Source organism: Mycobacterium sp. SMC-16 (assembly GCF_046250085.1).
In the GTDB taxonomy this organism is placed as follows: domain Bacteria; phylum Actinomycetota; class Actinomycetes; order Mycobacteriales; family Mycobacteriaceae; genus Mycobacterium; species Mycobacterium phocaicum.
In genome coordinates this window covers 3,426,687-3,440,366 of the sequence record NZ_CP176427.1, presented here as the reverse complement: position 1 = coordinate 3,440,366, position 13,680 = coordinate 3,426,687, and the positions used below count along the sequence as shown (strand labels likewise).

14 protein-coding genes and 3 pseudogenes are annotated in these 13,680 nt (G+C 67.7%); 15 read left to right on the top strand and 2 right to left on the bottom strand.

The window, feature by feature from the left end; genetic code table 11:
• Positions 1–29 precede the first annotated feature (29 nt).
• From pdxS to pdxT, 3 genes are read left to right on the top strand one after another with little or no spacing between them, the layout of a single operon-like run.
• Positions 30–878, top strand: a complete 849-nt coding sequence (gene pdxS / locus ACJEIK_RS16575; protein ID WP_231388049.1) for a pyridoxal 5'-phosphate synthase lyase subunit PdxS — start codon at positions 30–32, stop codon at positions 876–878.
• Positions 879–887: 9 nt separating this feature from the next.
• Positions 888–1,733 carry an acyl-CoA thioesterase II gene (gene tesB / locus ACJEIK_RS16570; RefSeq protein ID WP_060999884.1) on the top strand — a complete coding sequence of 282 codons (846 nt, stop codon included), beginning with the start codon at positions 888–890 and terminating at the stop codon, positions 1,731–1,733.
• Entirely contained in the window at positions 1,730–2,311 is a 582-nt protein-coding gene (gene pdxT, locus ACJEIK_RS16565) for a pyridoxal 5'-phosphate synthase glutaminase subunit PdxT (protein ID WP_110783690.1), read from the top strand. The genes tesB and pdxT overlap by 4 nt, the downstream gene beginning before the upstream one ends.
• 402 nt (positions 2,312–2,713) lie before the next feature.
• Here pdxT and ACJEIK_RS16560 read toward each other — a convergent pair.
• A pseudogene (locus tag ACJEIK_RS16560) lies at positions 2,714–3,151 on the bottom strand (esterase/lipase family protein); the annotation flags it as partial.
• 504 nt (positions 3,152–3,655) lie between these two features.
• Here ACJEIK_RS16560 and ACJEIK_RS16555 point away from each other — a divergent pair.
• From ACJEIK_RS16555 to ACJEIK_RS16500, 12 genes and pseudogenes are all read left to right on the top strand, one after another.
• Positions 3,656–5,598 (top strand): annotated as a pseudogene (locus ACJEIK_RS16555) (ArnT family glycosyltransferase).
• A gap of 83 nt (positions 5,599–5,681) precedes the next feature.
• Entirely contained in the window at positions 5,682–6,437 is a 756-nt protein-coding gene (locus ACJEIK_RS16550; protein ID WP_020101773.1) for a YebC/PmpR family DNA-binding transcriptional regulator, read from the top strand.
• Between the two features lie 25 nt (positions 6,438–6,462).
• Positions 6,463–6,882, top strand: coding sequence for a MarR family winged helix-turn-helix transcriptional regulator (locus ACJEIK_RS16545; protein WP_060999874.1), 420 nt, complete (start codon positions 6,463–6,465; stop codon positions 6,880–6,882).
• 21 nt (positions 6,883–6,903) lie between these two features.
• A complete protein-coding gene (locus ACJEIK_RS16540) occupies positions 6,904–7,350 on the top strand; it encodes a hypothetical protein (protein WP_060999872.1) in 447 nt (148 codons plus the stop codon).
• A gap of 60 nt (positions 7,351–7,410) precedes the next feature.
• Entirely contained in the window at positions 7,411–7,731 is a 321-nt protein-coding gene (locus ACJEIK_RS16535; RefSeq protein WP_060999869.1) for a hypothetical protein, read from the top strand.
• A gap of 76 nt (positions 7,732–7,807) precedes the next feature.
• Positions 7,808–8,365, top strand: a complete 558-nt coding sequence (ruvC, locus tag ACJEIK_RS16530) for a crossover junction endodeoxyribonuclease RuvC (protein ID WP_029105302.1) — start codon at positions 7,808–7,810, stop codon at positions 8,363–8,365.
• On the top strand, positions 8,362–8,949 hold the full coding sequence (gene ruvA, locus ACJEIK_RS16525) for a Holliday junction branch migration protein RuvA (RefSeq protein ID WP_060999868.1): 588 nt from the start codon (positions 8,362–8,364) through the stop codon (positions 8,947–8,949). Before ruvC ends, ruvA begins: the two co-directional genes overlap by 4 nt.
• Positions 8,946–10,004 (top strand): Holliday junction branch migration DNA helicase RuvB, encoded by a 1,059-nt coding sequence (gene ruvB / locus ACJEIK_RS16520; RefSeq protein ID WP_060999866.1) that lies wholly within the window; start codon positions 8,946–8,948, stop codon positions 10,002–10,004. The genes ruvA and ruvB overlap by 4 nt, the downstream gene beginning before the upstream one ends.
• 5 nt (positions 10,005–10,009) lie before the next feature.
• Positions 10,010–10,396: a DUF1304 domain-containing protein gene (locus tag ACJEIK_RS16515; protein WP_060999864.1), complete on the top strand. Its 387-nt coding sequence runs from the start codon at positions 10,010–10,012 to the stop codon at positions 10,394–10,396.
• A complete protein-coding gene (locus ACJEIK_RS16510; protein ID WP_409430017.1) occupies positions 10,393–10,815 on the top strand; it encodes a hypothetical protein in 423 nt (140 codons plus the stop codon). The genes ACJEIK_RS16515 and ACJEIK_RS16510 overlap by 4 nt, the downstream gene beginning before the upstream one ends.
• Positions 10,816–10,940: 125 nt before the next feature.
• A complete protein-coding gene (locus ACJEIK_RS16505) occupies positions 10,941–12,254 on the top strand; it encodes an IS256 family transposase (protein ID WP_052536990.1) in 1,314 nt (437 codons plus the stop codon).
• A 33-nt stretch (positions 12,255–12,287) separates the two neighbouring features.
• A pseudogene (locus tag ACJEIK_RS16500) lies at positions 12,288–12,656 on the top strand (lytic transglycosylase domain-containing protein); the annotation flags it as partial.
• Here ACJEIK_RS16500 and ACJEIK_RS16495 read toward each other — a convergent pair.
• Positions 12,617–13,537 carry a GGDEF domain-containing protein gene (locus tag ACJEIK_RS16495; RefSeq protein WP_060999863.1) on the bottom strand — a complete coding sequence of 307 codons (921 nt, stop codon included), beginning with the start codon at positions 13,535–13,537 and terminating at the stop codon, positions 12,617–12,619. The pseudogene ACJEIK_RS16500 and the gene ACJEIK_RS16495 overlap by 40 nt on opposite strands.
• Positions 13,538–13,680 lie beyond the last annotated feature (143 nt).

The window sequence follows — 13,680 nt, the reverse complement described above, 5'->3', positions numbered from 1 at the left end:
AGACGGGCACCGCCCGGGTCAAGCGCGGCATGGCCGAGATGCTGAAGGGCGGCGTCATCATGGACGTCGTAACACCCGAGCAGGCGCGCATCGCCGAAGGCTCAGGCGCCGTCGCCGTCATGGCGCTCGAGCGCGTTCCCGCCGATATCCGCGCGCAGGGCGGCGTCTCGCGGATGAGCGACCCGGACATGATCGAGGGCATCATCGACGCCGTCACCATCCCGGTGATGGCCAAGGCCCGTATCGGCCACTTCGTCGAGGCGCAGATTCTGCAGAGCCTCGGGGTGGACTACATCGACGAGTCCGAGGTGCTGACCCCGGCCGACTACACCCACCACATCGACAAGTGGAAGTTCACCGTGCCGTTCGTGTGCGGCGCCACCAACCTGGGTGAGGCCCTGCGCCGCATCAACGAGGGCGCGGCGATGATCCGCTCCAAGGGTGAGGCCGGTACCGGGGATGTCTCCAACGCCACCACCCACATGCGCAAGATCGGCGGCGAGATCCGTCGGCTGACGTCGCTGTCGGAGGACGAACTGTACGTTGCCGCAAAGGAATTGCAGGCGCCGTACGAGCTGGTGGTCGAGGTCGCACGGGCCGGCAAGCTGCCCGTGACGCTGTTCACCGCCGGTGGCATCGCCACCCCGGCCGACGCCGCGATGATGATGCAGCTGGGCGCCGAGGGTGTGTTCGTCGGCTCGGGCATCTTCAAGTCCGGTGACCCGGCGGCCCGCGCCGCAGCCATCGTCAAGGCCACGACGTTCTACGACGACCCCGACACGCTGGCCAAGGTGTCGCGCGGTCTGGGTGAGGCCATGGTCGGCATCAACGTGGAGGATGTGCCGGAGCCTCATCGGCTCGCCGAGCGGGGCTGGTAAAACCAACCCGTGGCAATCGAGCAGATACTCGACCTCGAGCAACTCGAGGTCAACATCTACCGCGGCAGTGTTTTCAGCCCGGAATCGGGCTTCCTGCAGCGCACTTTCGGTGGCCACGTAGCCGGTCAGTCGTTGGTGTCGGCGGTGCGCACCGTGGAGCCGAAGTACCAGGTGCACTCGCTGCACGGGTACTTCTTGCGTCCCGGTGACGCCCGCGCACCGACGGTGTACATGGTGGAGCGCATTCGCGACGGTGGGTCGTTCTGCACCCGCCGCGTGAGCGCCATCCAGCACGGCGAGACCATCTTCTCGATGTCGGCGTCGTTCCAGACCGACCAGACGGGCATCGAGCACCAGGACGCCATGCCGGTGCCGCCGCCGCCCGACCTGTCGAACGGGTTCCGGTCCGCCGGAGCGTTCGACGACGCCGGCTTCGCCCAGTTCGCCGAGTGGGACGTGCGCATCGTGCCGCGCGACCAGGTGGCCCGGGTGCCCGGCAAGGCGTCGCAGCAGCAGGTGTGGTTCCGGCACCGCGACCCACTGCCCGACGACCACGTCCTGCACATCTGCGCCCTGGCCTACATGAGCGACCTGACGCTGTTGGGCTCGGCGCAGGTGAATCACCTTGAGGTACGCAAACATATGAACATCGCCTCGCTGGACCACGCGATGTGGTTCATGCGGCCGTTCCGGGCCGACGAATGGCTGTTGTACGACCAGTCGTCGCCGTCGGCAACCGGGGGCCGCGCGCTGACGCAGGGCAAGATCTTCAACCAGTACGGCGAGATGGTGGCCGCTGTGATGCAGGAGGGGCTGACCCGCTACAACCGCGGCTTCGTCCCGCCGGCGGAGTGAGCCCGCACGTCGGTGTCCTCGCGCTGCAGGGGGACACCCGAGAGCATCTGGCCGCCCTGCGCGAGGCGGGCGCCGAGGTGTCGACGGTCCGGCGCCTCACGGAGCTGAATGCCGTTGACGCCCTGGTGATCCCGGGCGGTGAATCTACCGCGATGAGCCATCTGCTGCGCGAGCTCGAGCTACTGGAGCCGCTGCGCGACCGCCTGGCGGCGGGCATGCCGTGCTACGGATCGTGCGCCGGCATGATCCTGCTCGCCACCGAGATCAACGACGCGGGCGTGCCGGGCCGGGAGGCCCTGCCGCTACGCGGGATCGATATGACGGTGCGGCGCAACGCTTTCGGTCGGCAGGTCGACTCGTTCGAAGACGACCTCGATTTCGTCGGCCTCGACGATCCCGTGCACGCGGTGTTCATCCGGGCGCCCTGGGTCGAGCGCGTCGGCCCCGACGTCGAGGTGCTCGCCCGCGCGGCCGGACATCCCGTCGCCGTCCGTCAGGGCCGCATGCTCGCGACGTCGTTCCACCCCGAGGTCACCGGCGACCGGCGCATCCACAAACTCTTCGTCGACGCTCTCTGATCGCGACAACCAGACCCTCAGGCGCTCGTAGATCCGCTCGTCGTTGAGCAGCGTGAAGTGGTGCGCCTCCGGCAGGTGCAGGCGATTGTCGCGCTCGAATCCCATGTCGCGCTTGCGGCTTCGGCCTTGCGCACTGCGCACCTGCACTAGCCCGTCGCCGAGCACCCAGCCGATCGGGTTGGCCGGGGTGCGGGCGATGGTCGCGGTGACGCAGTAGTACGAGACCCCGTCGAGCAGCGGCACGTCGATCGGCGGCGCCGCGCGCAAGGCGTCCGGTTCGCGGTCACGCCAGTCACGTTCGTCGAGCGAGCCGAACCGCAGATCGCGGATTCCGGTGCTGCGCCGTCGCAGCAGGCTTCCGAACGGGCGGGTCTCGGGCAGTGCGCTGAGCGCCGCCGACCCGTAGTGCACGACCTTCTCCAGCGGGGCGCCGGTATGCGGGGTGCCCAGCGAGACGACGGTACGCACCCGGTCCACCCACGAGCCGCCGGGCACCGCGCAGGCTGACCGGATCACCAGTCCGCCCATCGAATGACCGACCAGCGAGACCGACGTGACCGGCACCGGCCAGGCGGATACCAATCGGTCCAGCAGTTCGGAGAGCAGCACGCCGTTGTCGGAGATGTGCAGGCCGGTGTTGTAGCGGATCTCGACGCCGGTGATGCCGATGTCGGCGCCGAGCCGCTGGCCGTAGGTCGCCCGTTTCCCGAGCGCCCAAAAGGCCTCGGTCTCGATCAGGCCGTGGACGAACACGACGACGTCGCCCGTGGCGGTCGGGTAAGCGGCCCGCAGGCTGTCGGTGTCGAGTGACACCGGTCGGCCGTCGACGCGCACCGACATCGTGGTCGCCAGTACCGAACCCTGCTCGTGGAGCTTGTCGCCGATCAATCCCTGCAGCACAGCGAGCACGCGCGCGCCGCCGGCCTGGTCGGACAGCTTGCCGGCGGTCTGGTCGTGCACCGCCTTGCCGGCGATGGGCGCGGCCGTCGTCGCGACATGACTGAGGGTGGAGTAGACGCCGTCGGTGATGGCGTCGTACACGACCTTCACGGGCTTGGCGGCCGGGCCGACTCCGAACCCCACCAGCCGGAACACCCGCTCAGAGATGGCGCGCTGCACCTTGTGGATGCCGTCGACGGCGGTGCCCACCTCGTTGAGGCCGAGCTCGGTCAGGGCAGCGGCTTCGCTGGCGAGGGGTTCGTCCATGGCTTGAGTGTACGACTGTTCACTGGATTGCCTCCTGTGAATCCGCTGACTGTGAGCAGTTTCATCGCACCGTCACGTCATAGCGGCGGCTCGCCGACTTCACAGCTCGGCCATAGCTGGAGCTGCCTTAATGGTCGGGTGACTACGACATCCGCCGCCGTCCTGGACGTTCCGACGGCCGAGACTCAGACCGCGGCGCCGCGACGCTGGAGTCTCGCGACCAAGACCGGCGAGCGCGCGGCGCTCGCCGCGCTGCTGATCGTCACGGCCGCCGGCTACCTGTGGAACATCACGGTCAACGGCATGGGCAACCAGTTCTACGCCGCCGCGGTGTGGGCCGGCTCGCGCAACTGGGAGGCGCTGCTGTTCGGGTCCATCGACCCGAACAACGTCATCACGGTCGACAAACCGCCGCTGTCGCAGTGGGTGATGGCGCTGTCCGGGCAGATCTTCGGCTTCAGCAGCGCGAGCATGTTGATCCCCGAGGCGTTGATGGCCGTCGGCGCGGTCTGGCTGCTCTACGCCGCGGTGCGACGGATCAGTGGTCCGGCCGCCGGCCTGCTCGCCGGTGCGGTGCTCGCGCTGACCCCGGTGTCCGCCATGATGTTCCGCTTCAACAACCCCGACGCGGCCATGGTGCTGCTGATGACGCTGGCGGCGTACTTCACGGTCCGGGCCCTCAAAGAGAAGGGCGCCAAGTGGATGGCCCTCGCCGGTGTCGCACTGGGTTTCGCGTTCCTGGCCAAGATGCTCGAGGGTCTGATGGTGATGCCGGCCCTGGGCCTGACGTACCTCGTCGCCGCGCCCGTCGCGCTGCGCACCCGACTGTGGCACCTGTTGGGCGCATTTGTCGCGATGCTGGTCTCCGCAGGCTGGTTCGTGGTGCTCACGATCCTGTGGCCGGCGTCGTCGCGACCGTACATGGCCGGTTCGACCGACAACAGTTTCATGAATCTGGTCTTGGGCTACAACGGCTTTGGCCGAGTGCTCGGCAAGAACCACATGGGCAGGACCGACCCCGACAAGCCATCCACGGTGCACACCCTCACCGGAGAACACGCCGGCCACGCCGCCGGCGAGACGATCAAGACGGCCGGACATCACGGCTTCGGCATGGGCGATCAGACGCAGGGCCTGCCCCGACTGTTCACCGGCGAGTTCGGCTTCGAAATCGGCTGGCTGGTGCCGGCCGCGCTCCTGGCCACAGTGCTCGTGCTGATCTCCCGTGGACGGGCACCCCGCACCGACCGCGTCCGCGCCGGCGCCATCCTGTTCGGCGGCTGGCTGGTCAGTGTCGGCCTGGTGCTGAGCTTCATGAAGACCAACGTCCACCCGTACTACTGCCTTGCGCTGGCGCCGGCGATGGCCGCGATGTTCGCGATCTTCGTCATCGAATTCTGGCGCCGCGGGACTCACAGTTCCATCGGATCGGTTTGGTGACAGTGCTTTTGGCGAGCGGCGTGTGGGGTTTCGTGATCCTCGGCCGCAACGCCGACTGGCTGCCCGCACTGCGCTGGGTGATCCTGGTCGCCGCCGTCGTCGGGGCTGCCGCCCTCATCTGGTGGCGCCGTCTCGGCCGCAAGCACGTGGCGACGCTGGCCCTGGGCCTGGCGATGTTCGGCGCGGCCGGGGGATCGGTGGCCTACTCGCTCGCGACCTTCGGGCAGCCGCACCTCGGTGGCGGGCCGTCGGTCGGTCCGGCGGACAAGGACGACAAGGGGCACGGCGGCTTCGGTCAGCGTGACGCGAACCCCCAGTTGAACGCGCTGCTCAAGGCCACGACCACCAAGTGGTCGGCCGCGATCGACCGGTCATCGCCGGCCGCCGGTCTGGAACTCGACACCCGCACGCCCGTCATCGCGATCGGTGGCTTCGGCGGCAGTGACGCGGCGCCGACGCTGCAGCAGTTCCAGTCCTATGTGGCGGGCCACGAGGTGGCGTACTACATCGTCTCCGACAACAAGGGGCACTGGGACGCCGACGCGCACAGCGACATCGCCGACTGGGTGGGCGCCAACTTCGCGCCCATGAAGGTCGGGTCCGACACCGTCTACAACCTCATGCAGCCGGTCCGGAAGTAGCGATTGACCAGGCCCGTCAGGGCCTGTGATTCGTCCACGTAAACTGGTCAGTCGAAGTTTGACCAGAAAGAGGGCGTACACGCATGAGCGGCCATTCCAAGTGGGCGACAACCAAGCACAAGAAGGCCGTCATCGACGCCAAGCGCGGCAAGATGTTCGCCAAGCTGATCAAGAACATCGAGGTCGCGGCCCGCGTCGGCGGTGGCGACCCGGGCGGTAACCCGACCCTCTACGACGCCATCCAGAAGGCCAAGAAGAGCTCGGTCCCCAACGACAACATCGAGCGCGCCCGCAAGCGTGGCGGCGGCGAAGAAGCCGGCGGCGCCGACTGGCAGACCATCATGTACGAGGGCTACGGACCCAACGGTGTCGCGGTGCTCATCGAGTGTCTGACCGACAACCGCAACCGGGCCGCGGGCGAGGTTCGCGTCGCGATGACCCGCAACGGCGGCAATATGGCCGACCCGGGTTCGGTGGCCTACCTGTTCTCCCGCAAGGGCATCATCACCCTGGAGAAGAACGGCCAGACCGAAGACGACGTGCTGATGGCCGTCCTGGATGCCGGTGCCGAAGAGGTCAACGACCTCGGTGACTCGTTCGAGGTCATCTGCGAGCCCACCGATCTGGTCGCGGTCCGCACGGCGCTGCAGGACGCCGGCATCGACTACGACTCGGCCGAGTCCGGCTTCCAGTCGTCGGTGTCCGTCGAGGTCGACCTCGAAGGCGCCCGCAAGGTGTTCAAGCTCGTCGACGCGCTGGAGGACAGCGACGACGTGCAGAACGTCTACACCAACGTCGAGATCCCGGACGACGTCGCCGCGCAGCTCGACGAGGAGTAGCCGCTCCGGCGGTAGCCTGCCGAGCATGTCCGAGCCGCCTCCGTTCAGCCCGACCGTCGCGCTGTTGACCGTCAGCCGGGTGTGGGATGCCGCGTTCGCCGACGCCCTCAAACCCCTCGGGCTGACGACGCGCAAGTACGGACTGTTGGGCCACATCCGGGGTAGCGCCGGAATCTCGTTCAGTGAACTCGCCCGGCGGTCACGTATCACCGTGCAGAGCGCGCACACTGCCGTGGCGGCATTCGTCGAGGCGGGCCTGGTCGAGGACGCGACGGCGCATGCCGGCGCGGCGTCCACCTTGCGCGTGACGGCTGCCGGAGAGTCGCTGCTGAACCGCGCCGCCGACGTGGTGGCGCAGCTGGATGCCGAATTCGCGGCGCAACATCCAGAACTGACCGAGGCGCTACGCGCGTACATGGGGCGGGCCACCTCCGTTTCGCAATAACCTTCAGTTAGGCTGAAGGTTATGCAAGCTGTTCTGTTGTCGGTCCATGTGTTGGCGGGAATCCTGTTCGTGGGCCCGGTTGCCGTGGCTGCCAGTCTGTTTCCCCGATATGCACCGGTGGCCGGGGCGGTCGAGGGTGCTGATCGGACCGTCGGCGTCGCTCGTGTGCTGCACCGCATCACGCGCGTCTATGGCGTGCTGGCGCTCGCGGTGCCGGTCGTCGGCCTCGCGCTCGCGGGGGTGCAAGGGCGCTCGACCGAGGTGTGGATCATCGTGTCGATTGTGCTCACCGCCGCCGCGGGCGGGCTGCTCGTGCTGCAGATCGCGCCCCGACAGCAACGGGCGCTCGCGGAGCCCGACGACGGCCGGCAATTGCGTGCCCTCGGCATGGTGACCGGCATCTTCAACCTGCTGTGGGTGATCGTTGTCGTCTTGATGGTGGCTCACCCGGGATCGCGGTACCTGTGAGCAGGCGTGTCGGGTCGGTGTCGCGCGGCGGAAACCACCGGTGCACTGCACGATGTCACGATGGCTGCTGCGGTGCGGGACTCGGACGGGACGGAGTGGCGGGTGCGCCGGCGCTGGTGGCCGTACTCCGACACGCTCGACGGCGACGATTTCTTCCTGTTGGACTGGCTTGCCGTCGCCCTGGTGCTGCCATTCCTGTTGGCGTGGCCGTTCTGGCTGCTGGCCAAGCTGTTCGGCGTCCGTTGGTCGATCATCGTGGAACGCGAGGGCGCCGAGACGCACCGTGAACTGGTCCGCTGGTGGGGCGCGTCCGAAGCGCGCATCGCCGAGCTGGCCCAGGAGATTCTGCAGGGCGCGCGATCCGGGTACTTCCAGATCTGAGCGTGTCCCTGGCGCAACCTGTCACCCCCGCCCGCTAAGCTATCGAACAGCTGTTCGGGACTAGTGAGGAGTGGGCGTGCGGGTGATGGGCGTCGACCCTGGTCTGACGCGCTGTGGTCTCTCGATGATCGAGGGGGGCACAGGGCGCAAGGTCACTGCGCTCGATGTCGACGTGGTGCGCACCCCGTCCGACGTCGAGTTGCAGCGGCGACTCCTGACCATCAGTGACACTGTCGAGCACTGGATGGACACCCATCGTCCCGACGTCATCGCCATCGAGCGGGTGTTCGCCAACCAGAACGCCAACACCGCCATGGGTACCGCGCAGGCCGGCGGTGTCATCGCGCTGGCCGCCGCACGCAGGGGGATCGACGTCCATTTCCACACGCCCAGTGAGGTCAAGGCCGCGGTCACCGGAAACGGTCGTGCGGACAAGGCTCAGGTGACCACCATGGTCACCAAAATTCTTGGGCTGCAACAGAAACCGACTCCGGCCGACGCTGCCGACGCGCTCGCCCTGGCCATCTGCCACTGCTGGCGGGCGCCGATGATCGCCCGGATGGCCGCGGCGGAGGCCAAGGCGGCGGAGTTCAAGAAGCAGTACGCGGCGAAGGTGAAGGCGGCACGCGCATGATCGCATCGGTCCGTGGCGAGGTCATCGACATCGCGCTCGATCACGCGGTGATCGAGGCCGCCGGTGTCGGCTACAAGATCATGGCCACCCCGGCGACACTGTCCACGCTGCGCCGCGGCACCGAGTCGCGGCTCATCATCGCGATGATCGTGCGCGAGGACTCCCAGACGCTGTACGGCTTCGGCGACTCCGACGCCCGGGATCTGTTCAACGTCCTGCTCGGCGTCTCCGGCGTCGGTCCCAAGATCGCGCTGGCGACCCTCGCGGTCTACGACGCACCGACCCTGCGACAGGCGCTGGCCGACGGTGACGTCACCGCGCTGACCCGGGTGCCGGGCATCGGCAAGCGTGGCGCCGAGCGCATGGTCCTGGAACTACGCGACAAGATCGGCGCGACGGCGGGTGCCGGCGCCGGCGTCGCCGGCGGCCACTCCATCCGTGGGCCCGTCGTGGAAGCCCTTGTCGGCCTAGGCTTTCCGGCCAAGCAGGCCGAAGAGGCCACCGACAAAGTGCTCGCCAACGATCCCGAGGCCAATACCGCCACCGCGCTGCGGGCGGCCCTGTCGATGCTGGGTAAGAAGTGAGCCGGTTCGAAGACGAGGGCGCCGAACCCGACGAGCGCGACGTCTCGCCCGCGCTGACCGTCGGTGAGGGCGATGTCGACGCCAGCCTGCGACCCAAGTCGCTGCGCGAGTTCATCGGCCAGCCCCGGGTGCGTGAACAGCTGCAACTGGTGCTCGAAGGCGCCAAGAATCGCGGCGGCACGCCTGACCACATCCTGCTGTCCGGGCCCCCCGGCCTCGGCAAGACCTCGCTGGCCATGATCATCGCCGCCGAACTGAGTTCGTCGCTGCGCGTCACCTCCGGGCCCGCGCTGGAACGCGCCGGCGACCTGGCCGCCATGCTCAGCAACCTCGTCGAGGGCGACGTGCTGTTCATCGACGAGATTCACCGCATCGCCCGGCCCGCCGAAGAAATGCTGTACCTCGCCATGGAGGACTTCCGGGTCGACGTCGTGGTCGGCAAAGGGCCCGGCGCGACATCGATTCCGCTGGAGGTCGCGCCGTTCACCCTCGTCGGTGCGACAACCCGCTCGGGAGCACTGACCGGCCCGCTGCGTGACCGGTTCGGCTTCACCGCGCACATGGACTTCTACGAGCCACCCGAACTGGAGCGGGTGCTCGCCCGGTCGGCCGGCATCCTCGGCATCGAACTCGGTGCCGAAGCCGGTGCCGAGGTGGCCCGGCGGTCCCGCGGCACGCCGCGTATCGCGAACCGGTTGCTGCGCCGCGTCCGGGACTACGCCGAGGTTCGTGCCGACGGCGTCATCACCCGGGACGTGGCCAAGGCTGCGCTGGCGGTCTATGACGTCGACGAGCTCGGCCTCGACCGCCTGGACAGGGCCGTATTGACCGCGCTCACAAAGAGTTTCGGGGGCGGTCCGGTCGGCGTCTCGACGCTCGCGGTCGCGGTCGGGGAGGAGGCCACCACCGTCGAGGAGGTGTGCGAGCCGTTCCTGGTGCGGGCCGGCATGATCGCCCGGACGCCGCGGGGGCGCGTGGCGACGCCGCAAGCGTGGACGCACCTGGGCCTGCAACCACCGATAAACGGACTTGGGCAGGCCGGCCTGTTTGAATAAGGCCCATGCTGACCGCAGGATTGATCGTTGCCGGCCTCGCCGCGCTGCTGCACGTGTACATCTTCGTGATGGAGTCGCTCACCTGGACCTCGCCGCGGACCAGGGCCACCTTCGGGCTCACCGAGCAACAGGCGGCGGACACCAAGGAGCTGGCATTCAATCAGGGGTTCTACAACCTGTTCCTGGCCATCGTCACGGGCGTCGGCATCGCGGCACTCGTCTCGGGGTGCAAGGCGGTCGGGCTGGCGCTGATCTTCGCCGGCATCGGGTCGATGGCCGCCGCGGCGCTGGTGCTGCTGCTGTCGTCACCGGAGAAGGCACGCGCGGCCATCACCCAGGGCATCCTCCCGGTGCTGGGCATCGCCGCGTTGTTGATCGGATCCCTGGGGTGATTCGCCGCTGCGCGACCGTCGTTGCCGCTGTCGTGCTGACTTTCACCGGGGGCGGCGTCTCCGCCGCGGACCCGGGCCCGGACCCGGTACAACTCGCCGACACGCTCGTCGCCGACGAGCAGGCCGTGCGCGATCCGGCGACGCCGGAGCCCGTATTGATCGATGCCGCGCACCGGCAGCAGGTGGCCTATCGCGAGATCGCCAGGCATCCGGAGTGGGATGCGGTCATCGCGCCGCGGATTCCGCCGGCGCTGGCCGCGGCGTACGGCCACAACGTCGATGCCGGCCGTCAGCTGTTCGGGATGACGCCCCCGCGGGACACTCTGCCGCCGTGGACCATCCAGCCACCGGCGCCCGCCGACGAACTGCTCGGCTATTACCGCGAGGCGCAGGCGGCGTCCGGGGTCCCCGAGCAATGATCAGAACCTGTGGATGAGCCTCGGCGAGGCGGCGTAGGAAAGGGCGCACCTTCCCGAGGATGATCTGAATGTCGAAGGTCTGATCAAGAGCCGGCGTTGGCGCGCTGGTTCGGGAAGGTACGCCCATGCTCACGGTAGTTCACGATGCGGATTCATCCAACGAGGATGCTGGCTCGTCGCGGTCGTTGCTCGATGAGATTGTCCGCGACGGTGCCCGCCAGATGCTGGCCGCAGCGTTGCGGGCTGAGGTCGCCGCCTACATCGAGGCTCATGCCGGTGAGCTTGATGAGAACGGGCACCGGCTGGTGGTGCGCAATGGCTATCACCGCGAGCGCGAGGTGCTCACCGCGGCGGGCGCGGTGAGTGTGACCGCGCCGCGGGTCAATGACAAACGTGTTGACCCGGACACTGGTGAGCGGCAACGGTTTTCCTCGGCGATCCTGCCGGCGTGGGTGCGCAAGTCGCCGCAGATGACCGAGGTGTTGCCGTTGCTGTATCTGCATGGCTTGTCGACCAGTGATTTCGGTCCGGCGTTGGAGCAGTTCCTGGGCTCGGGTGCCGGCTTGTCGGCCACGACGATCACCCGACTCACCACGCAGTGGCAGGACGAGGCCAAGGCCTTCGAGGCCCGTGATCTGTCGGGCACCGACTACGTCTACCTGTGGGTCGACGGCATCCATCTCAAGGTGCGCCTGGAGCAGGAGAAGCTCTGTTTGCTGGTGATGATCGGTGTGCGCGCTGACGGCCGCAAGGAGCTGGTCGCGCTCACCGACGGGTACCGGGAGTCGGCCGAGTCGTGGGCTGATCTGTTGCGGTCGTGCCGACGTCGCGGGATGACCGCACCGGTGCTGGCCGTCGGCGATGGGGCCCTGGGGTTCTGGAAGGCCGTGCGTGAGGTGTTCCCGGCCACCGGCGAGCAGCGGTGCTGGTTTCACAAGCAGGCCAATGTTCTTGCCTGCCTGCCAAAGTCGGCTCATCCGGGGGCGATCGCGGCGATGCGGGAGATCTACAACGCCGAGGATATCGACCACGCGCAGGTGGCGATCAAGGCGTTCGAGGTGGACTACGGCGCCAAGTACCCCAAGGCGGTCGCCAAGATCGTCGATGACGCCGATGTGCTGCTGGAGTTCTATAAGTACCCGGCCGAGCACTGGGTCCATCTGCGCACTACCAACCCGATCGAATCAACGTTTGCCACGGTACGTTTGAGGACCAAGGTGACCAAGGGGCCGGGTTCACGCGTCGCCGGAATGGCCATGGCTTACAAGCTGATCGACGCCGCGCAAGCCCGCTGGCGAGCCGTCAACGCACCGCACCTGGTCGCTCTGGTCCGGGCCGGCGCGATCTTCCACAAAGGCAAACTGCTCGAGCGACCCACCGACATCACCCCGTCGGCGGACTCGGCACCGACCGAATCAACTGGAACGGAGGTCGCCTGAAACAAGCCGATCCACAGGTATTGACAATTCCTCTCCGGGGTCGACTGGACCTACCTGGCGGCGATCAACCTCATCGAGTCGCGGTTCGGCCGGATCAACGGTGACAGCACGGCCGGGGCGCAGGGGCCGATGCAGTTCCTGCCGTCGACGTTCGCGGCTTACGGCTCCGGTGACATCCGCTCGCCGCGGGATTCGATTCTCGCGGCCGGCAGCTACCTGGCGGCCAACGGTTTCGCCGCCGACCGTGATGGCGCCATCCATCACTACAACCATTCCGGCGCATATGTCCGCGCCGTCAACGACTATGCGGCGGTGCTGGCCGCCGACCCCGCCGCGTTCGCGGGTTACTACCAGTGGCAGGTCTACTTCCGGACCACGTCGGGTGACGTGCTGCTGACCTGATCCCCGCCGGCTCGTTTGGCGACGTACATGGCGTGATCGGCAGAGGCCAGCAGCTGATCCATGACCGGCCTGCTGCCGGCCGGGGCGTGGGCGATGCCGAAACTCGCTGTCATGTACCACGGCTTCGTGGCGATGTTCCGGCGTAGTCGCTCGGAGAATCGAAGGGCGCTGGCCTGGTTGCCGCGGATGGCGATGACGAACTCCTCGCCGCCGATCCGGGCCGCGACCGCGCCCTTGGGCAGGGCATTCATGATGACCCCGGCGACGTCCATCAGGACCCGGTCGCCGGCCGCGTGCCCGAGGGTGTCGTTGATGCGTTTGAAGTCGTCGAGGTCCAGGAGGATGACGCTGATCTCGGATTCGGCGCGCGGGCCCGCGAGCATCGGGCGGATCGCCTGCTCGAAACCCCGGCGATTCGGCAGCTGTGTCAGGGGGTCGAGGTGGGCCACGGCAGAGTCGTCGCCCAGCATCATCACCAGTACATGCACGGCGAGCGGGAGCAGCAGCGTATTGGAGACGAGGCCGACGAACACGGCGACAGCCGCTTTCGGATCCCGCTGCACCAGGCACACGCCGGCGATGCAGAAGTCGAGCAGGATCACGATCACCGTGGACTGGCGACGTCGCGGCCAGCGCGTCAGCCAGACGAGCGAGCACCCGATGGCGACGACGCCGGCGACGACCGGTACCGCGACGGAGAAGACGGTTGCCGGACCGGACGGACTCCAGATCGTTGCGAGGCCGACCATGCCGCCGCTGAGCACGACCAGCCAGACGAAGATGCGGGAGTAGGGCTGAAGGCCACGGTTCTCGATGTAGGCGGACAGCCATTCGTAGTGGTCGGGCCGGTGCCACCACTGTCGAATCCGCTGCCAGGCCAACGTCCCGTACCTCCCTCACACCCGGGAAAAGCTAGCGCATTGTTAACTGAGTTGCACGGTATGACTGCTTACCCACATGAAATTCCCATCTTACTTTTGCGAAAATAATTGCTAGCCAGTTGTCCCACATAGTGGGCCGCCGA